This is a genomic window from Stenotrophomonas bentonitica (assembly GCF_002887735.1).
In the GTDB taxonomy this organism is placed as follows: Bacteria; Pseudomonadota; Gammaproteobacteria; order Xanthomonadales; family Xanthomonadaceae; genus Stenotrophomonas; species Stenotrophomonas bentonitica_A.
Map to the genome: position 1 here is coordinate 913,770 of NZ_PKQP01000001.1, position 19,376 is coordinate 933,145.

Below are 19,376 nucleotides of genomic sequence, written 5' to 3' on the forward strand. Positions count from 1 at the left end.
TTTGGGCGTCATCTGACGCGTCAGTCAGTGCGGCGTGCCAGCGCCCGCCTCATCCGGCTTCACTCGGAACCACGCCGCATACAGTGCGGGCAGGAACACCAGGGTCAGCACGGTACCGACGATCAGGCCGCCCATGATCGAGATCGCCATCGAGCCGTAGAACGCACTGCGCGACAGCGGGATCATCGCCAGCACCGCGGCCAGCGCGGTCAGCACGATCGGTCGGAAGCGGCGCACGGTGGCATCGATGATCGCGTGCCAGCGGTCGTGGCCGGCGTCGATGTCCTGCTGGATCTGGTCGATCAGGATCACCGAATTGCGCATGATCATGCCAGCCAGCGCGATCGTGCCCAGCAGGGCCACGAAGCCGAACGGTGCACGGAACAGCAACAGGAACAGGGTCGCGCCGATGATGCCCAGCGGCGCGGTGACCAGCACCATCGCCGCACGCGAGAAGCTGCGCAGCTGCAGCATCAGCAGGGTCGCCACCACGATCAGGAACAGCGGCATGCCGGCCTTGATCGAATCCTGGCCGCGCGTGGAATCCTCCACGGTGCCGCCGGTTTCAAGCAGGTAGCCGGACGGCAGCCCGGCACGGATTTCCTCCAGTGTCGGCAGGATCTGCTGCACCACGTCCAGCGGCTGCTTCGCATCGGCGATGTCGGCGCGCACCGTCACCGTCGGCAGGCGGTTGCGGTGCCAGATGATGCCGTCCTCGAACACGTACTCCAGGCGCGCCACCTGCGACAGCGTCACCGAGGTGCCGCTGCTGGTCGGGATCGCCAGGCTGCCCAGCATGTCCAGCCGCACGCGTTCGTTGTCCGGCCCACGCAGCAGCATTTCGATCAGGCGGTTGCCTTCCCGGTAGGTGCTCACACTCATGCCCGACAACGAGGTGCCCAGCAGCTGGCTCACCTGCGCGCTGCTCACACCCAGTGCGCGTGCCCGGTCCTGGTCGATCACCAGCCGTACCACTTTGCTCGGCTCGCTCCAGTCCAGGTTGACGTTCATCACGTGCGGGTTCGCACGCACCTTGGCTTCCACCTGCCGGGCGATGGCCTGCACCTGCTCGATATGCTCGCCGGAGATGCGCATCTGCACCGGGTAGCCGACCGGCGGGCCGTTCTCCAGGCGGGTCACGCGCATCTGCACGTCCGGGAACTGCGGAATCACGTCCTTGAGCAGCCAGTCGCGGGTCGCCTCACGTGCCTTGGTGTTCTCGGTCAGCACCACGAACTGCGAGAAGTTGGTGGCCGGCAGCTGCTGGTCCAACGGCAGGTAGAAGCGCGGCGAGCCGGTGCCCACGTAAGCGACATAGTTGCTGATGCCCTCGCGGTCCTTGAGCAGTTTTTCCAGCTTGGCCGCCTGGGCCTGGGTCGCCTGCAGCGAGGCGCCCTCGGCCAGTTCGATGTCCACCATCAGTTCCGGGCGGGTCGAATCCGGGAAGAACTGCTGGGGCACGAAGCGGAAGATCAGCAGCGAGAACACGAACAGCGCGGCGGTGGCGGCGATCACCCACCAGCGATGGCGCAGGCAGACATCGAGGAACCTGCGGAAGCGCACGTAGAACGGACGCTGGTACGGATCGTGGTCGTGCGCATGCACCTTCGGTGCGATCCAGCGCGCGAACGCGGGATGGCGGTCGGCCCACTGCATGCGACGCGCGTGCCAGCGCCCGACCAGGCTGTCCGGCTTGGGCGGCTGCGGGTTGAACAGGTCCGGCAACATCTTGTCGCCCAGGTACGGAATGAACAGCACCGCGGCGATCCACGACACCACCAGTGCGATGGTCACCACCTGGAACAGCGAGCGGGTGTACTCGCCCGTGCTGGAGGCGGCCGTGGCGATCGGCAGGAAGCCGGCCGCGGTGATCAGCGTGCCGGTCAGCATCGGGAACGCGGTCGACTCCCACGCGAAGCTGGCCGCGCGCAGGCGGTCGTACCCCTGCTCCATCTTGGTCGCCATCATCTCCACGGCGATGATCGCATCGTCCACCAGCAGGCCCAGCGCCAGCACCAGCGCGCCCAGGGAAATCTTGTGCAGGCCGATGCCGAAGTAATGCATGACGAAGAAGGTCATCGCCAGCACCAGCGGAATGGTCACGCCCACCACCAGGCCGGTGCGCAGTCCGAGCGAGAAGAAGCTCACCAGCAGCACGATCACCACCGCTTCGGTCAGCACCTGCACGAACTCGCCGACCGACTCTTCCACCGCATGCGGCTGGTCGGAGACCTTGCGCAGCTGCATGCCGGCCGGCAGCGTCTTCTGCAGGCGTTCGAACTCGGCGTCCAGCGTACTGCCCAGTTTGAGGATGTCGCCGCCGTCTTTCATCGCCACCGCAATGCCGATGGCGTCTTCGCCCATGAAGCGCATCTTCGGCGACGCCGGATCGGCAAAACCGCGCTTGATCTCGGCGATGTCGCCCAGGTGCACGGTGCGGTCGCCGGCCTGGATCGGGAAGCTGCGGATGTCCTCCACGCTCTGGAACTGCCCGGTGACGCGCAGCTGCACGCGATCGGTCGGGGTTTCAAAGAAGCTGGTGGCGGCAATCGCGTTCTGGTCGGCCAAGGCCTGCTGCACCTGCTGCAGCGATACGCCCAGCGTGGCCAGCTTGGTGTTGGACAGCTCGATCCAGACCTTTTCGTCCTGCAGGCCTTCCAGCTCGATCTTGCCCACATCGGGCACGCGCTGCAGTTCCAGCTGGATGCGGTCGGCGTAGTCGCGCATCACGGCGTAGTCGAAGCCCCGCCCGGTCAACGCGTAGATGTTGCCGAAGGTGTCGCCGAATTCGTCGTTGAAGAACGGACCGACGATCTCGCGCGGCAGGGTCGGCTTGATGTCGCCCACGCGCTTGCGCACCTGGTACCACAGGTCGGGAATCGCCTTGGAGCGCAGGCTGTCGCGCGCCACGAAGATCACCTGCGATTCGCCCGGGCGCGAGTAGGAGCGGATGAACTCGTACTGCCCGGTGTTCAGCAGGGCTTTTTCGATCGGCTCGGTGACCTGGCGGGAGACCTGTTCGGCGGTCGCGCCGGGCCAGTTCGTGCGCACCACCATCACCTTGAAGGTGAACGGGGGATCTTCGGACTGGCCCAGGTGCTTGTACGACCACGCGCCGATGATCGCGAAGGCCAGCATCGCAAACAGCACCAGGGGCCGGTTGCCCAGCGCCCATTCGGAAAGATTGAAGCGGCGCACGGGATCAGTTCCCCTTGCCGGCAGCAGGCGCGTCGGCCGCGGCAGGCTTGGCTGCCGGTGCCAGCACCGGGCGGTTCTGGCGGTCCACCGCCGTCACCGGCTGGCCCTCGCGCAGCAGATGGCCGCCGGCGGCGACCACCCAGTCGTTCGCAGTCACCCCGCTCAGCACCGGAACCGATTCAACGGCGTACGCCCCGACCGTCACCGGCGTGGCCTTCAACGTGTGCCTGGCAGGATCGACCACCCACACGCTGCTGCGGCCGTCGGCGCCGCGCTGTACGGCGGCCAGCGGCAACTGCAGCGTGCCCTGGCGTCCTGCGGCGGCGAACACGCGCGCGCTCTGGCCCAGTTCCACTTCGGTCAACGCTTCCGGTGCCAGGCTGACGCGGGTGGCATAGGTGCGCCCCTGTGCATCGGCGGCCGGGGCGATCTCACGGATCGTGCCCGGCAGCATCTGGCCGGGGCGGTTCCACAGTTCCACCTGCACCGGCTGGCCGACCTGGTAATCGCGGATGTTGCTCTCCGGCAGGGCGATCACGACTTCGCGGCCGCCGTCGGCGGCCAGGGTGAACACGGTCTGCCCAGCGCTGACCACCTGCCCGGCTTCGGCCTGGCGACTGGCGATCACGCCATCGGCCGGCGCGCGCAGCTGCGCGTACTCGGCCTGGTTGCGCGCCACGGCCAGATTGGCGCGTGCGGCATTGGCCTGGCCCTGCGCGGCCTTGAAGGCAGCAGTCTGGCTGTCCAGCGCGGACTGGCTGACCAGTTGCTGCTCGGCCAGGGTGGCGTAGCGCTTCTGGTCATCACGGGCACGGATCAGGTCGGCTTCGGCAGCGGCCAGCTGCGCCTGTGAGGCGCTGGCCTGGGAGGCGTAGTCGGCGGCGTCCAGCTCGGCCAGCAACTGGCCCTTGCGCACGCGCTGGCCGGCATCGACATGGCGCTTGATCAGATTGCCGCCGACGCGGAAGGAGAGCGGGCTTTCCTCGCGGGCCCGGATCTCACCGGGGTAGGCGGCCACTTCCTGGCCGGCCACGGTGCCCGGGTGGACAACCAGCACCGGCATCGGCGCGGCCGGTTCGGCATCCTGCTTGCCACATGCTGCCAACGCCAGCGCCAGCAACCCACCACCCATCCATCGCATGTTTTTCATGAGGTCCTGGACCTGAAAGTAACCCGGGAAAAGCCATTGGAAACGCTCTGTTCCAATCGCCTCAATATTGAACCAGTCGGTATAGTATAAATATCGAACCGATTGGTCTAGTATTGATTGGATGACTGATCCGACCTCCTCCAAATCGCCCTCCAAGCCGGTCGCCAAGGCCGCCGGGCCGGGGCGCCCGAAGGATCTGGGCAAGCGCGCGGCCATCCTGGAAGCGGCCAAGTCGCTGTTCGTCGACCAAGGCTACAACGGGGTGAGCATGGACAGCATCGCCGCCCAAGCGGGCGTATCGAAGCTGACCGTTTACAGCCATTTCGGCGACAAAGAGACGCTTTTCACCGAAGCAGTGCAGTCCAAATGCGTCGAGATGCTGCCTGACGAACTGTTCGTCACCGACGTCGAAGGCCCGCTGCGCGACCAGCTGATGGGCATCGGCCACGCCTTCTTCACCCTGATCACCTCCGATGCGGCCGTCGCCGTGCAGCGGGTGATGATGTCGCCGGATACCGATGATCGGATCCGCGAGATGTTCTGGCTGGCCGGCCCGCAGCGGACCACCGATGCGCTGGCCGACTTCCTGCGTGCCCGTACGGCCCGCGGCGAGCTGGAGATCACCGATTTCCCGACCGCCGCCATCCAGTTCCTGACCTTGATCAAGGGCGAGCTGCATACGCATATGATGTGCGGGCTGCGGCCGGCCCCGGCCGAGTGCGATGCCAACGCTCATGTGAGCGCCAGCGTCGACTTTTTCCTGCGGGCGTATGCCCGGCGGCACTAAACTGAATGGACCGGAGGTCGCGGTGACTTCCGGCACTGCGACCCCGGCGCGACGGCAGCGATGCTCTCAGCGCGCCGCCGGCTCCCGGCACCGGTAAAATGGCCGGCCCACTGCGCTGGATATAGAACCTCATGACGATCGATTACTCCCACGCCCGCGAACTGATGGTCGAACAGCAGATCCGCCCCTGGGATGTGCTGGAAATCCGCGTGCTCGATGTACTGGCACGCTTGCCGCGGGAGGCGTTCGTCGCTGAATCGCACCGGGCCCTGGCTTACGCCGATATCGAGCTGCCGCTGGGCAACGGGCAGAAGATGATGAAGCCGGTCATCGGAGGCCGCACCCTGCAGGCGCTGGATCTGCAGCCGGGTGATGAAGTGCTGGAAATCGGCACCGGCAGCGGCTACCTGAGCGCCTGCATGGGCGAGCTGGCCCGCGAAGTGCTGAGCCTGGAGATCGATGCCGAGCTGGCCACCACCGCGCGCGCGCGTCTGGACGCCGCCGGCCTGGGCAACAACGTCCGCATCGAAACCGCCGACGCGCTGAGCTGGGATACCGAGCGCCGCTTCGATGCGATCTGCGTCACCGGCGCGGTGGATGTCATCCCGTCACGTTTCGCCCAGTGGCTGCGTCCGGGCGGTCGACTGTTCGTGATCCGTGGCCGGTCCCCGGTCATGGAAGCGGTGCTGGTCAAGGCGGACGGCACCACTGAATCGCTGTTCGAAACCGATATCGACTACCTGCGCGGTGCCGCCCCGGCACCCCAGTTCCAACTCTGAGTCCAAGGAAGCCGCAATGATCCGCCGATCCCTCGCCCTTGCGCTGGCCGCCGCCCTGCTGCCGATGACCGCCTCTGCCGCCGACCTGCTGCAGGTCTACGAAATGGCGCGCAACGGCGATCCGCAGCTCTCGGCTGCCGAGTCGACCCGCCTGTATGACAAGGAAGGCGCCGTGCAGGCGCGTGCCGCATTGCTGCCGCAGCTCAACGGCGAGGCCTCGCTCAACCGCAGCCGCACCAACCCGAACCATGATCTGACCTCCAGCTCGTTCACCACCAAGAGCCGGAACTACACGATCAACGGCAGCCAGACGGTCTTCAACTTCACCCAGTTCGCCAACCTGCGTTCGCAGCGCGAACTGAGCCGCGCAGCGGATTTCACCCTGGATTCGGCCAACGACGACCTGATCGTGCGCACCTCGGCGGCGTACTTCAACGTGCTGGTGGGCATTGAATCGCTGTCGGCCGCGCAGACCAACGAAGCCGCTGCCAAGAAGCAGTTCGACTTCGCCGACAAGCGCCTGGAAGTGGGCCTGGCCCCGATCACCGACGTGCACGAAGCCCGCGCCCAGTACGACCAGGCGCGCGCCAACACGATCATCGCGCAGAACACCCTGGCCGACGCCTACCAGGCGCTGACCGAACTGACCGGCCAGCCGGTCACCGACCTGCGCGCCCTGCCGGCCGATTTCCGTCCGGAGCTGCCGGCCAAGTACGCCACCATCGATACGCTGGTGAACGAGGCCGTTGCGCAGAATCCGGCGCTGAAGGCGCAGGAACTGAAGGTCAACGCTGCCGAATCCGGCGTCTCGGCCGCCCGCGGCGCGCACTACCCGACCCTGTCGATCGGTGCCACTGCCGGCAAGTCGGCCAGCTGGGGTGATGTGGTCGGCGACAGCGGCAGCTTCAGCCCGGACCGCCGCACCAACAGCGTCGGCCTGACCCTGAACGTGCCGATCTTCTCCGGCGGCGCCACCCAGTCCGGCGTGCGCCAGGCGCTGGCCCAGCGTGACATCGCCCAGGACGGTTACGAGCAGCAGAAGCGCGCCCTGGACCGCAACACCCGCAACGCCTACCAGACCCTGGTGGCGGGCATCAGCGAAGTGGAAGCGCGTCGCCTGGCGGTCGTGTCGGCACAGAGCGCCTATGACGCCTCGCAGGTCGGCCTGGAAGTCGGTACGCGTACCGTGCTGGACGTGATCCAGAACCAGCGCATCCTGTTCTCCGCGCAGCTGGACTACGCCAACGCCCGCTACACCTTCCTGCAGAACCGTCTGCAGCTGGGCCAAGCCGTCGGCACGCTGGACATCGCCGAACTGCAGGACATCAACCGCCTGCTGACCCAGAAGGCGGCCACGCCGAGCACCACCGTCAACTGATCGACGGCGCACGGCGAGAGAAAAAACCACCCGCCTGCGGGTGGTTTTTTTTTGCGTGCAAGGTGGTGATCGCGACATGCCACAGATGCTGCCCACGTGGCGGCCGCCATCGCGACCGCTTCGTGCGATGCCTACCCGCACACACTCTCCACCGTGAACCGGTCCACAGTCCGGCACGTGCCGTGAAAAAGGGCTTGACCCTCCGGCAGCGGCCGACTAAGGTCCGCCCCGCACCACCTTCCCTTTCCCTCCAGAGGCCCCCTCCTTGGACAGTCATAGTCGATCTCGTTGCTGCTCCTGAGCCGACGGACCCACTGACCCCAAGGTCGGTTCCGTCCGCACAGGACGGGGCCCACCGGCGCAGCTGACACGCTCGCCCGCCTCGCATCATCCGTATCGCCGTTCCACCGACCCCAAGAAGGGTGCCGCTGGCGTTTCCGTTTGCCTGGAGATTGCCCATGCACGTTTCCCGTGTGTTCGCCCTGCCCCTCGTGGCCGTGGCGATGCTTCCGCTCGACACCCGCGCCGCCGCCAGCCTGATGGTGGACGACGCCTCCATCACCGATGCCGGTCGCTGCCAGTTGGAAAGCTGGGGCCGCCATACCGATGCCGGCAACGACTGGACGGCCGTCCCGGCCTGCACGTTCGCCGATACCGAATGGTCGCTCGGCGTCAGCCATCAACACGCCACCTCGACGACGCAGTGGGCCGTGGGCGCCAAGCGGGTACTGCGTGATCTGGATCAGCGCCGCTGGGGCGTGGCGATCAGTGCCGGCCTCGGCAGCGACTGGCACCGCCCGCGCGCCGACGACTGGAGCCTCAATGCACCGCTGACGGTGGTGCTCGGCGCGTCGGATCGCACCCTGCTTCACCTCAACCTGGGCTGGGCACGCATGGGCGATGCACGGGGCCGCACCGATGGCATCGGCGTGGAAATCGTGGCTGCACCGCAGTGGTCACTGCTGGCCGAAACCGCCCGCGATGCGGCGCGCCAGCGCAGCAGCCAGTTCGGCGTGCGCCACGAACTCTGGCGTGGCGCCAGCGTGGATCTGCTCGCGGGGCGTGCCCACCACCGGCGCGACGGGCAGTGGATCACGCTCGGCCTCAATCTCGCCGCCGCGCCGTAATGCCGCGCGTGCCGGCTGACCGCACCGACTGATCCTGCCGGCCGCCTGCGCTGCGTACGCGGCGCGCACGCACACCCCTGCCTGCCTCGCCCGGGCGCACGCCGATGCGTCCCACGCCTGTACCTCATCACTGCGCGTTGTCACCCCACGCGCCGCTTTCTGCTGGAGAACCACCATGAACCGCGAAGACCTCCTGTTCTCGATCCGCACCCTCTCGCTTTCCCTCGACACGGCCGGCTTTGTCAGCATCGCCGCGACCACGCATCCCTCCGACCTGGTCGATGCGCTCGATGCGCTGAGCGTGGACAAGACACTCCCCTTGCTGATGATGCTCGACCCGCAGGCACGCGCCGAGCTGTTCGCGCACTTCACCGAGATACGCCAGGATCAGCTGCTGGCCGCGATGCCGCGCGAGGCGGTGGTGCAGCTGTTCGAACACATGCCCTCGGATGACCGCGCCGATCTGTACAACCGGCTCGGCGATGATGCCAAGCAGACACTGCTGCCGGCACTGACCAAAGTCGAGCGCGACGACATCCTCAAGATGGCGTCCTATCCCGAAGGCACGGTCGGCTCGGCGACGACGTCCGATTATGTCTGGGTTTCACCGGAGATGACCGTCGCGCAGGCGCTGGCACATATCCGCGCCACTGCGCTGCACAGCGAGACGGTGAACATCCTGTTCGTGCTCGACCACACGCTGCGGCTGCGCGGCACGGTGGCCCTGCGTGATCTGGTGTTGGCCAACGAGAACCGCACGGTCGCCTCGATCATGCATGAGCAGCCGGTCGCCGCAAAGGCGCACTGGCCCAGGCTGCAGGCCGCCGAACTGATCCGTCGCTACGATCTACTCGCGCTGCCGGTCACCAACGGCGGAGACCGCATGATCGGCATCGTCACCGTCGACGATGCGATGGACATCGACAAGGAACAGGACGCCTCGCAGCTGGCGCGCTTCGGCGGCACGGTGAGCGCGCACGGCAACGACCTGGACGTTCGCAGCACGCCACTGAAGCAGATGTTCCGCGTGCGGGTGTTCTGGCTGGCGATCCTGACCTGCTTCGGCATCGTCACCAGTACCTTTGTGGCCGCGCAGGAAGAGCTGCTGTCGCAGGTGATCGTGCTGGCCGCCTTCATCGCCCCGATCGTGGACATGGGTGGCAACACCGGCAGCCAGTCGGCCACGCTGGTGATCCGCAGCATGGCACTGGGCGAATTGAAACTGAGCTGGCGCGATGTGGCGTTCGTGATCAAACGCGAACTGCCGGTGGCCGCCGCGCTGGGCATCAGCATCGCCGTGCTGGAAGCGGTCCTGGCCTATTTCAGCAAGGGCGTTGGCATGGACGTGCTGCTGGTGGTGGGCTCGAGCATGCTGGTGTGCACCGCACTGGGCGGCATCATCGGCGCATTGCTGCCGTTCGCCGCACGCCGCATCGGGGCGGATCCGGCCACGCTGTCGGCCCCGATGATCACCTCGGTGATGGACCTGCTCGGCGTGTTCATCTACTTCGGCTTTGCCTACGCCTTCCTGGGCGACCTGCTGGTCGCCGCTGCCTGACGCAGGCGCGGGCCCGGTCGTCGCATCGCGCGATCAGGCCTGCGATCAGGCCTGCAATCAGGCCACCGGCGGCGGCAACTGCGGGGCGATCAGGGCTACGGTGCGCTTCAGTGCGCCGCGCCCGTTGCTCACCAGCGCGCAGCCCGCCCGGGCCATGTCCTCGCGGGCCTGCGGATCGCGCAGCAGGGTCAGCAGTGCATCGCCGACCCCGTTGGCATCCTCGGCAATGACCACCGCACCGGCCTCGCGCATGCGCCGGGAAATCTCGGCAAAGTTGTGCAGGTGCGGGCCAGTGACCGTTGCGGTGCCCATTGCCGCCGGCTCCAGCAGGTTGTGCCCCCCGATGGCCTGCAGGCTGCCACCGACGAAGGCCACCTGGGCGCACCCGTAGAACGACATCAACTCGCCAAGCGTATCGATCACGAACACATCGGTATCGGCCTGCGGCCACTGCTGCTGGCGGCGCGTGGCCACCTTCCAGCCCTGCTCGCGGGCCAGCGCTTCCACCCTTGGGAAGCGCTCGGGATGCCGCGGCGCCCACAACAGCAGCAGGCCCGGCACCGCCTCGCGCAGGCGGCGGTGCAGATCGATGGTGGCCTGCTCTTCGCCCTCGTGCGTACTGGCGGCGATCCAGACCGGATGCTGGGCGGGCACCAGCTCATGGAAGCGCGCGATGAAGTCCTGCACGTTCGGCGTGGCGATATCGAATTTCAGATTGCCCAGCGGCTGCACCTGGTCCGGGCGGGCGCCGAGCTGGATGAAGCGCTCGGCATCGTCGGCCGATTGCGCCGCCACACAGGTCACGGTACGCAGCGCGCGGCCGATCAGCGGCCGCAGCAGGCGGTAACCGCGCAGCGAGCGCGCCGACAACCGCGCATTGAGGATGTAGACCGGGATGCTGCGGTCGCGGCACCCGAACAGCAGGTTCGGCCACAGCTCGGTTTCCAGGATCAGCGCCAGGCTCGGCTTGAAGTGGCCGAGGAAGCGACCGACGCTGCCCGGCACGTCGTAGGGCAGGTACACGTGGTCGACCGCATCGCCCCACAGCGCGCGGACCCGTTCGGAGCCGGTCGGGGTGATGGTGGTGATCACCCAGCGGATGTCCGGACGCAGCGCACGCAAGGCGTTCACCAGTGGCGCTGCGGCGTTCACCTCACCCACCGAGACCGCGTGCAGCCAGACCCGCGGCTGGCCGCTGGAGTGCGGATAGGAGGCATAGCGCTCATCCCAGCGCTGGAAGTACTCGCGCACCCGGAAGCCCCGCCACACCAGGTGGTACACGGTGATCGGCAACAGCAGGTAGAGCACGGCCGAGTACAGGCCGCGCAGGATCCATTCGACAGGGCTTTTACGCATGGGCAAAGGATACGGGAGCGGCGCGGGGAAGACACGCCGCGCCGCCGTGATGGCCCTGCCGGGACGCATCCGGGCGCATCCATTAGAATCGAGGCATGTCCGATAACGCTTCCACCGCCACCCGGCCGTCCCTGCGCAATCCGCGCCACTGGCCGACCTTCGCTTTCATGCTGGTCGCCTTCGCGATCGCCCGCCTGCCGTGGATGCTGCAGCGTGCGCTTGGCCGCGGCGTCGGCACGGTGGCCTACCGGCTGGCCAGCAGCCGCCGGCGCGCCGCCGAGGTCAACCTGAAGCTGTGCTTCCCCGAGAAGGACGACGCCTGGCGCCAGCGCCTGCTGCGCGACAGCTTCGACGCGCTGGGCGTGGGCATCTTTGAATTCGCCCGGGCCTGGTGGGGCAGCATCGACAGCATCCGCCCGCAGGTGCAGATCGAGGGGCTGGAGCACCTGCACCGCATGCAGGCCGAGGGCCGTGGGGTGCTGCTGGTGTCCGGCCACTTCATGACGCTGGAGATGTGTGGCCGCCTGCTGTGCGACCACGTCGAGCTCTCCGGCATGTACCGCAAGCATCGCAACCCGGTGTACGAGTGGGCGGTGAAGTTCGGCCGCCTGCGCTACGCCAAGGCGATGTACGCCAACGAGGACATCCGCGCGACGGTGCGGCATCTGAAGAAGGGCGGCTTTCTCTGGTACGCGCCGGACCAGGACATGCGCGGCAAGGACACGGTGTTCGTGCCGTTCTTCGGCCACACCGCTTCGACCATCACCGCCACGCACCAGCTGGCCCGGATGACCGGCTGCGCGGTGATTCCGTATTTCCACCGTCGCGAAGGCGGCAAGTACTTCCTGAAGATCGGCGCGCCGCTGGAGAATTTCCCCAGCGAGGATGTCGAGGCTGATACTGCGCGCGTCAACCAGGCCATCGAAGCGATGGTGCGCGAGGCCCCGGACCAGTACCTGTGGATCCACCGCCGCTTCAAGCGCCAGCCCGGCGGCCGCAGCGATTATTACCGGTAGAACCACCCCATGGGTGGCTGCCCCCTCGGTAGCGCCACCCCATGAGTGGCTGCAGGGTGCCTGACCGCGAACAGCCACCCATTGGGTGGCTCTACGCTTCCATGGGCCACCGCGACCAGGCGTGCGGGTACTCCCCCAACGCACTGGCCAATCCCGCACGTATCGGGTTGGCGAGGATGTACAGCGCCTGCCGGCGCAAGGATGCCTCATTTCTCACGGCGTGGTCGAAGTACCCGTGCTGCCAGAGCTTTCCCTTTCGCTGCAGACGCTCATTCAACAATCGGCTGCTGCGTGATTTGAACAGCAGCACGCAACGAGCCAAGGTGTCTTGCCGCAGTTGGATCAACCAATGCACATGGTCCGGCATTACCACCCAAGATAACGTGCAGCTGACCCCGCAACGATCCATGTAGCGCAGCGTGTCGATGATTACCTCTGCGTTGAGGGGATCCTCGAACCACTTGCGCCTGTCGTGCGTGGTGGTGGTGAGCGCGTAGCAATACCCTGGATGCGAGTATCGGCCGCGTTGAAGGCGTTGGCTGGCCATCGCACGAGAGTGCGTTGGCCGGGGCATGGAGCCATCGGTGGATGGCGCGCATGTGCGTCGGCATGTCCCCATACCCGGGCCACAAGCAGCCACGCATGGCGTGGCTCTACCCGTCGTCGCGTGCCAACAGACTGCCGGCATACAGCGCGGCCAACAACAGCGTGAGGCCACCCCAGAAGGTGGAATAGAACGCCAGATGCGTGTTGAGCGGGAACACGGTCACCGCCAGCGCCAGCATCGCCGGGCGTGCGCGCTCACGGGCCTGGGCCGGCGCGAAGCGCCACGCGCGCCACGCCTGTGCGACCGCCGCCAGCCACAGCAGCAGGCCGAGGATGCCGGTTTCAGACAGGATCTCGAGCACGATCTGGTGCGCATGCAGTGCCGGACCCGCGCCCCAGACTTCCTGGGCGGCAGGGTCCGGGTTGCAGGCCGGGTAGGCGTCGCGGAAGCCACGTGCGCCGACGCCGTTGATGGGGTGCGCTTCGATCATGCAGGCAGCTGCCGCCCAGATCTGTGCGCGGCCGGACAGGGCTTGATTGACGCCATCGCTCTCACCCTCCCAGGCCATGGCGGTACGCGCAACGCGGTCACCGACCTGGGGCACGGTCACGGTCAGGACGACCGCTGCCACCGCACCGAAGGCGACGCAGGCCAGCAGCCCGCGCACGCCGATCAGGCGCCAGCCGGAGAACACCAGCACCAGCGCATAGGTCAGCCAGGCCGCGCGCGAACCGGCCAGCACCAGCACCACCCCCACCGCGGCCGCTACCAGCGACCAGCCGAGGATGCCGGCGCGGCGGGAGGCAGCAAACAGCAGGAACGGCGAGAGGCTGGCCAGCACCTGGCCGAACTTGAGATTGCAGGGGCCGAGCACCCCGCTGAGCCGGTCCACCAGCGCCATCTCTTCAGGCGAGCACAGGCCGTGACCACTGACGGCCCACTTGAGCTGGTCCATCGACCAGAACAACGGACTGCTGCCGAGGAGGGCCTGCGCCAATGCATCGGCGGTCCACAAGCCGGTGATCGCGGCCAGGCCGCCCAGGGTCAGCGCGCGCCGCTGCGGGGTGGCCACGGCTATCGCAACCAGCCACATGAAGGGCAGGTAGCGCAGGCCAGCGGCGGTTTTGCGCCACGCGGTGCCGGGGTCGATCGCATCGAAGGCGGACACTGCCTGTGGCAGCCAATAGCCCAGGAACAGGATGCTGGTCAGCGCCCACGCCGGGCTGCTGAGCAGGCGCTGATTGCCCTGCAGCCGCAGCTGCACCATGCGCACTGCCGCATACAGCGCGCCGAGCACCAGCACGCCTTCGGCGATGCCCGGCAACGGCCACAGCGCAACGAACGCGATGACCCACCACGGCGCCCAGCGGCCAGCGCGGGAGGCCGGCGACCCGGGCACGAGGGTCGTCTCAGCCGACGAGGGAGGCATAGAGCTGGAGCGTGTCACGCTGCATCGCCTGCAAGGTAAACGGGATCCGCGACGGCAAGGCCGGCGGCTGCAGCAACAGCTGCTGCGCGCGCGCCAACAGCGCATCGGCGTCGCCCAAGGGTACCGCGCCGGAGGGTTGCAGCTGAGTCAACAACTCGCCCACGCCGCCGTGGTTCCAGCCCAGCACGGGGCGACCCACCGACAGCGCTTCGACCACGGTGCGGCCGAACGCTTCGGCCTTGTCCGAGAGCTGCAGCACCAGATCGCTGGCGGCATAGGCCTGCGCGATGCGCGAGGTCGGCGCGGTCATCAGCACCGCATCGAACACACCCAGGCTGCGTGCCTGGGCGTCCAGTTCGGCGACATAGGATTCGCGACCCGGCTCGCGCGTGCCCGGCATCCACAGTCTGGCCGGCACGCCGGCAGCATGCAGCCCGGCCAGCAGGGTCAGGGCGTGGCGATGCCCTTTCAGGCGGGTGCCGCGGCCCGGCAGCAACAGCAGCGGCGCATCGCCGGCCAGCGCCGGATGCTGCCCGGCCACGGCCAGACGCGCGCGCCTGTCCTGGCGGCCCACGCGCGGGAACTGCGCGACATCGACACCGCGGGGGATCACCTGCAGCCGCTCGGCCGGGACCCTGGGGTAATGCGTCTGCACGAACTCGCGCACGCTGTTGGACACGCAGATCACGCGCTCGCCGCTGGTCATCACCGCGCTGTAGCGGCCCGGGGAATTGAGACCGTGCACGGTGGTGACCCAATGTGGGCGGGTCGCGGCCGGCAGATTGCGTACCGCGTACAGGCCCAGCCATGCCGGCAGCCGCGAGCGCGCGTGCACGATGTCCGCGCCCACCTCGTTGAAGAGATTGCGCAGGGTCAGCACGTGACGCAGGGTCAACAGCGATTTGCGGCCGATATCCAGGGTCAGGTGTTCGGCGCCACTGGCCAGCAGCGGCTCGACCAGGCGCCCACCGGCGGACACGACGATCGCCCGGTGGCCGGCGGCAACCAGGGCGGAGGCGATCTCAAGGGTGGAACGTTCGACCCCGCCGGAGTGCAGCGCCGGCAGCAGCTGCACCACGGTCAGTCGGCGCACAGTGTTGTCCGCGGATCAGTCGGCGAGCACGAACACGGCGCCGCAGTACGGGCACGCGGCCTCGCGGTTGGGCTCGTCTTCGATCGGCAGGTACACGCGCGGGTGCGAGTTCCACAGCGCCATTTCCGGCGTCGGGCAGCTCAGCGGCAGGTCGCTGCGGTGCACGGTGTAACGCTTCTCGGCGTTGGCGGGCGCAGTGGCGGTATGGCTCATGGCGTGGACACACAAAGGGGGTTGCGAGACCGTGGATTCTAGCATCTGGTGGCCGCGTCAGGCCGCAGGGGCCCTGCGGGTGCCTGGCGCCGCCGCTGGTGGCCCGGCGACGCATCACCGGTCCTTTTAAATCGATCCAAATTGCTTGTCAACAATTCGATATGAAACGGATTTGCCGGATTTAGATCGAACTAATTGCACTTGTCAGGGCCAGTTCCGGTGATGCAGGATCGACCGGTACCGATCATCGACCCGATCGCCTGCCCGCCCCCACCGGACATGCATCGCCTCTTTACCTGCCGTCTGCCGATGGCTGGGGCGACGCCGTCCGCCGTGGCCATCGATGCGGGTCCTGCCTGCCGCCTGCCCTTCCCGGGAGACCCTTGCATGACCCTGTCCGACCTGCGCCCCGCCCGCCGCGCCCTTCCCCTCGCCCTGGCCCTGGCCTGCGCATCCATCGCGTTGCCGGCGGCCGCGCAGGGCCTGCAGACCTCCTTCGAGCCGGGCCAGCCGGCCCCGGCCGCGGCGGCCGGCGAGGGCGCCCTGCAGGTCCGGATCGGCAATGGCCCCGCCGCGCCCTACGCGGCCAAGCCCGGCGTCGGTTACAGCGGCCTGCATGCGCTGCATTACGCCAGCACCGGTGGCGAGGCGCGCCGCCAGCTCTTCAAAACCGATCTGACCATCGACGCCGATACCACCCTGTCCTGGCTCGTGCTGCCCGAGATCGTCGGCAAGGACACCGTGGCCTCGACCTACGTCTCGCTTGACCTGGTCCTGGACGACGGCACGCGCGTTTCGGCCAGCGCCGCGCGCGATCACCATGGCGTGGCGCTGGGCGCGCGTGCGCAGGGCGATTCGAAGACGCTGTACCCGCAGCAGTGGGCGCGCAAAGCCGTGCGCCTGGGCGACACCCCGGCCCTGCGCGGGCGGCGCGTGGTCGCACTGGAGCTGGAGGTGGCCAGCGCCGCCGGCGCCCCGGTCGCCGGTTGGATCGACGACGTCCACCTGCAGGCGCAGCCGCGCAGCACGCCGCAGCGTCCCTCGGACTGGGTGCTGACCACCCGCGGCACGCAGGCCAACGGCACCTTCTCGCGCGGCAACAATTTCCCGGCCACCGCCGTGCCGCACGGTTTCAACTTCTGGACGCCGGTGACCGATGCCGGCTCGCTGACCTGGCTGTACCGCTGGAACGAACAGAACGACGCGGCCAACCGGCCGCGCCTGCAGGCACTGGCACTGAGCCACCAGCCCAGCCCCTGGATGGGCGACCGCCAGACCTTCCAGGTGATGCCGTCGGCCACGCGCGGGGTGCCCGAGGCCGATCGCAGCAAGCGCGCGCTCACCTTCTCGCGCGAGAACGAACAGGCCCGTCCGTACCGCTACGACGTACGCTTCGACAACGGCATCGCGGCATCGATCGCGCCAACCGACCACGCCGCGGTGTTCCGCTTCGCATTCCCGGAAGGGGGCGATGCCAACCTGCTGTTCGACAATGTCGATGCCCGCGGCGGGCTGACCCTGGATGGGGCGACACAGACGCTCTCCGGCTACACCGACACCCGCAGCGGCCTGTCCACCGGCGCCACCCGCATGTACGTGGTGGCCAGCTTCGACCGGCCGTGGCGCAGCAGCGGCACCGTGGAGACCGGCCGCCCGACCGGCTACATCAAGTTCGATGCCGGTGCCGACCGCCGCGTCTCGATGCGCATCGCCACCTCGCTGATCTCGGTCGAGCAGGCGCGCCACAACCTCACGCTGGAGCTGTCGGCCGCTGACGATGTCGACCGCGTGGCGGCACGCGCGCAGGATGCCTGGGACCAGCGCCTGGCCCGTTTCGACGTGGGCGACGCCACCGACGACCAGAAGACCACGCTGTATTCCAACCTGTACCGCCTTTACCTCTATCCCAACTCCGGGCACGAGAACGCCGGTACCGCGGCGGCACCTGACTGGCGCTATGCCAGCCAGGCCAGTGCCTCGGACGAGAACACCGACGGCAGCGCCACGCGCAGCTTCGCGCCGGTGCGCGACGGCAAGGTCTACGTCAACAACGGCTTCTGGGACACCTTCCGCACCACCTGGCCGGCGTATGCGCTGTTCACCAAGGACGATGCCGGTGCGCTGGTGCAGGGCTTCCTGGAGCAGTACCGCGCCGGCGGCTGGGTCGCCCGCTGGTCCTCGCCCGGCTATGCCGACCTGATGGTGGGCACCAGTTCGGACGTGGCCTTCGCCGATGCGTGGCTGAAGGGGATCGGCGGTTTCGACGCGCAGGAGGCCTATGCCGCCGCGCTGAAGAATGCGACCGTGGTTCCGCCGGACCGCCATGTCGGGCGCAAGGGCATGGACCGCTCCACCTTCCGCGGCTACGCCACTGCCGATGTGCATGAAGGCATGTCGTGGACGATGGAAGGCGCGCTCAACGATTTCGGCGTGGCCAACATGGCCGAGGCCCTGGCCAAACAGGCCGATACACCGGCCGCCCGCGAACGCTATGCCACTGAAGCCGATTATTTCCGTCACCGCGCTGGCACCTACGCCACGCTGTTCGATCCGGCCGCGGGCTTCTTCCAGGGGCGCAAACCGGATGGCAGCTGGCGGCTGGATGCCAAGGACTACGACCCGCGCGTGTGGGGCCATGACTACACCGAATCCAACGGCTGGACCTTCGCCTTCACCGCCGCGCACGACGGCGAAGGGCTGGCCGCGCTGTACGGTGGCCGCGAGCAGCTGGCGGCCAAGCTGGACACGTTCTTCGCCACCCCGGAAACCGCCGATGCCGCGTTCTCCGGTTCCTACGGCGGCACCATCCATGAAATGACCGAGGCGCGCGATGTGCGCATGGGCATGTACGCGCACAGCAACCAGCCGGCGCACCACATCCCGTGGATGTACCTGTATGCCGGGCAGCCGTGGAAGACCCAGCAGCATGTGCGCGAGATCCTGTCGCGCCTGTACCTGGGCAGTGAGATCGGCCAGGGCTACCCGGGCGATGAGGACAACGGCGAGACCTCGGCGTGGTACCTGTTCGCGTCGCTGGGCATCTATCCGCTGCGCATGGGCGCGCCGGAGTACGTGATCGGTTCGCCGCTGTTCCGCCACGCACGTGTCGAGCTGCAGGGCGGCGCGGTGCTGACCGTCAACGCTCCGGAGAACTCGGACACCAACATCTACGTGCAGTCGTTGAAGGTCAACGGCACGCCGTGGACCAGGACCTGGCTGCCGCACGAGCTGCTCGCCAAGGGCGCCACGCTGGACTTCGTCATGGGCCCGGAACCTTCGCGCTGGGGCACCGGCCCGGATGATGCACCGCGCTCGCTCACCGCGCGCGGCCAGCAGCCGGCCCTGCTGCACGACCTGCTTGGCAGCGGCGCCACCGCCCAGCTCGGCGACGGCCGGGCGGCCACGCCGCTGATCGATGACGACGCGGCCACGGCGCTGCCGCTGGGCGGCTCCAGCACGATCACCTTCAGCAACGTCGCCGCGGGTACACCCTCGATGTACACCCTGACCAGCGGCAATGGCCCGATCCGCGGCGGCGAATGGACGCTGGAGGCACGCACCACCGGGGGCCGCTGGGTGCAGGTCGACCAGCGCCGGGGCGAAGCCTTCGCCTGGGCCATGCAGACCCGTCCGTTCCGCATCGCCCAGCCGGGCCGCTATGCCGAGTACCGCCTGCGCATTGCGGCACCCGGCCGCCTGCAGCTGGCCGAAGTCGAACTGCTCGCCCCGGCCACCACCCGATGAG

At 68.0% G+C, this 19,376-nt stretch carries 14 protein-coding genes; 7 read left to right on the forward strand and 7 right to left on the reverse strand.

All coding sequences use genetic code 11. The features are described 5' to 3' along the window. Positions 1-24 precede the first annotated feature (24 nt). Together C0R07_RS04015 and C0R07_RS04020 are read right to left on the reverse strand one after the other, a co-directional pair. Entirely contained in the window at positions 25-3,198 is a 3,174-nt protein-coding gene (locus C0R07_RS04015; protein WP_070473601.1) for an efflux RND transporter permease subunit, read from the reverse strand. Positions 3,199-3,202: 4 nt separating this feature from the next. After that, on the reverse strand, positions 3,203-4,348 hold the full coding sequence (locus C0R07_RS04020; RefSeq protein ID WP_102788210.1) for an efflux RND transporter periplasmic adaptor subunit: 1,146 nt from the start codon (positions 4,346-4,348) through the stop codon (positions 3,203-3,205). Between the two features lie 121 nt (positions 4,349-4,469). Between C0R07_RS04020 and C0R07_RS04025 the strand changes: the two genes are divergently transcribed. The 5 genes from C0R07_RS04025 (at position 4,470) to mgtE (ending at position 9,977) form a co-directional block, all read left to right on the forward strand. Continuing rightward, positions 4,470-5,135, forward strand: a complete 666-nt coding sequence (locus C0R07_RS04025) for a TetR/AcrR family transcriptional regulator (RefSeq protein WP_070425872.1) — start codon at positions 4,470-4,472, stop codon at positions 5,133-5,135. A gap of 131 nt (positions 5,136-5,266) precedes the next feature. Continuing rightward, the gene (locus C0R07_RS04030) at positions 5,267-5,914 is read left to right on the forward strand and encodes a protein-L-isoaspartate O-methyltransferase family protein (RefSeq protein WP_102788211.1); all 648 of its coding nucleotides are present in this window, start codon (positions 5,267-5,269) and stop codon (positions 5,912-5,914) included. 16 nt (positions 5,915-5,930) lie between these two features. Next, the gene (locus C0R07_RS04035) at positions 5,931-7,292 is read left to right on the forward strand and encodes a TolC family outer membrane protein (RefSeq protein WP_019183798.1); all 1,362 of its coding nucleotides are present in this window, start codon (positions 5,931-5,933) and stop codon (positions 7,290-7,292) included. 458 nt (positions 7,293-7,750) lie between these two features. Further along, positions 7,751-8,419: a hypothetical protein gene (locus tag C0R07_RS04040; protein ID WP_102788212.1), complete on the forward strand. Its 669-nt coding sequence runs from the start codon at positions 7,751-7,753 to the stop codon at positions 8,417-8,419. Between the two features lie 175 nt (positions 8,420-8,594). Next, entirely contained in the window at positions 8,595-9,977 is a 1,383-nt protein-coding gene (gene mgtE, locus C0R07_RS04045; RefSeq protein WP_102788213.1) for a magnesium transporter, read from the forward strand. A 57-nt stretch (positions 9,978-10,034) separates the two neighbouring features. On the opposite strand, the gene waaA is transcribed toward mgtE, so the two are convergent. Beyond that, positions 10,035-11,333 carry a lipid IV(A) 3-deoxy-D-manno-octulosonic acid transferase gene (gene waaA / locus C0R07_RS04050; protein ID WP_102788214.1) on the reverse strand — a complete coding sequence of 433 codons (1,299 nt, stop codon included), beginning with the start codon at positions 11,331-11,333 and terminating at the stop codon, positions 10,035-10,037. Between the two features lie 95 nt (positions 11,334-11,428). Here waaA and C0R07_RS04055 point away from each other — a divergent pair, with 95 nt between their 5' ends. After that, a complete protein-coding gene (locus tag C0R07_RS04055) occupies positions 11,429-12,349 on the forward strand; it encodes an LpxL/LpxP family Kdo(2)-lipid IV(A) lauroyl/palmitoleoyl acyltransferase (protein WP_019183794.1) in 921 nt (306 codons plus the stop codon). Between the two features lie 91 nt (positions 12,350-12,440). Here C0R07_RS04055 and C0R07_RS04060 read toward each other — a convergent pair whose 3' ends face one another. From C0R07_RS04060 to C0R07_RS04075, 4 genes are all read right to left on the reverse strand, one after another. After that, the gene (locus C0R07_RS04060) at positions 12,441-12,896 is read right to left on the reverse strand and encodes an REP-associated tyrosine transposase (RefSeq protein WP_070473612.1); all 456 of its coding nucleotides are present in this window, start codon (positions 12,894-12,896) and stop codon (positions 12,441-12,443) included. Between the two features lie 106 nt (positions 12,897-13,002). Next, positions 13,003-14,325 carry an O-antigen ligase family protein gene (locus C0R07_RS04065; RefSeq protein WP_102788215.1) on the reverse strand — a complete coding sequence of 441 codons (1,323 nt, stop codon included), beginning with the start codon at positions 14,323-14,325 and terminating at the stop codon, positions 13,003-13,005. Continuing rightward, positions 14,306-15,418 (reverse strand): glycosyltransferase, encoded by a 1,113-nt coding sequence (locus tag C0R07_RS04070; protein WP_070473615.1) that lies wholly within the window; start codon positions 15,416-15,418, stop codon positions 14,306-14,308. Before C0R07_RS04070 ends, C0R07_RS04065 begins: the two co-directional genes overlap by 20 nt. Positions 15,419-15,433: 15 nt before the next feature. Further along, positions 15,434-15,631: a zinc-finger domain-containing protein gene (locus C0R07_RS04075; RefSeq protein WP_070473617.1), complete on the reverse strand. Its 198-nt coding sequence runs from the start codon at positions 15,629-15,631 to the stop codon at positions 15,434-15,436. A 387-nt stretch (positions 15,632-16,018) separates the two neighbouring features. Here C0R07_RS04075 and C0R07_RS04080 point away from each other — a divergent pair, with 387 nt between their 5' ends. Then, entirely contained in the window at positions 16,019-19,375 is a 3,357-nt protein-coding gene (locus tag C0R07_RS04080; protein ID WP_102788216.1) for a GH92 family glycosyl hydrolase, read from the forward strand. Position 19,376 lies beyond the last annotated feature (1 nt).

What these genes read in the sequence shown, in the direction of transcription:
- C0R07_RS04020 (WP_102788210.1), bottom strand. Translation starts at nt 4,348, where the DNA reads ATGAAAAACATGCGATGGATGGGTGGTGGGTTGCTGGCGCTGGCGTTG.
- C0R07_RS04025 (WP_070425872.1), top strand. Translation starts at nt 4,470, where the DNA reads ATGACTGATCCGACCTCCTCCAAATCGCCCTCCAAGCCGGTCGCCAAG.
- C0R07_RS04030 (WP_102788211.1), top strand. Translation starts at nt 5,267, where the DNA reads ATGACGATCGATTACTCCCACGCCCGCGAACTGATGGTCGAACAGCAG.
- C0R07_RS04035 (WP_019183798.1), top strand. Translation starts at nt 5,931, where the DNA reads ATGATCCGCCGATCCCTCGCCCTTGCGCTGGCCGCCGCCCTGCTGCCG.
- C0R07_RS04040 (WP_102788212.1), top strand. Translation starts at nt 7,751, where the DNA reads ATGCACGTTTCCCGTGTGTTCGCCCTGCCCCTCGTGGCCGTGGCGATG.
- mgtE (WP_102788213.1), top strand. Translation starts at nt 8,595, where the DNA reads ATGAACCGCGAAGACCTCCTGTTCTCGATCCGCACCCTCTCGCTTTCC.
- waaA (WP_102788214.1), bottom strand. Translation starts at nt 11,333, where the DNA reads ATGCGTAAAAGCCCTGTCGAATGGATCCTGCGCGGCCTGTACTCGGCC.
- C0R07_RS04055 (WP_019183794.1), top strand. Translation starts at nt 11,429, where the DNA reads ATGTCCGATAACGCTTCCACCGCCACCCGGCCGTCCCTGCGCAATCCG.
- C0R07_RS04060 (WP_070473612.1), bottom strand. Translation starts at nt 12,896, where the DNA reads ATGGCCAGCCAACGCCTTCAACGCGGCCGATACTCGCATCCAGGGTAT.
- C0R07_RS04065 (WP_102788215.1), bottom strand. Translation starts at nt 14,325, where the DNA reads ATGCCTCCCTCGTCGGCTGAGACGACCCTCGTGCCCGGGTCGCCGGCC.
- C0R07_RS04075 (WP_070473617.1), bottom strand. Translation starts at nt 15,631, where the DNA reads ATGAGCCATACCGCCACTGCGCCCGCCAACGCCGAGAAGCGTTACACC.
- C0R07_RS04080 (WP_102788216.1), top strand. Translation starts at nt 16,019, where the DNA reads ATGACCCTGTCCGACCTGCGCCCCGCCCGCCGCGCCCTTCCCCTCGCC.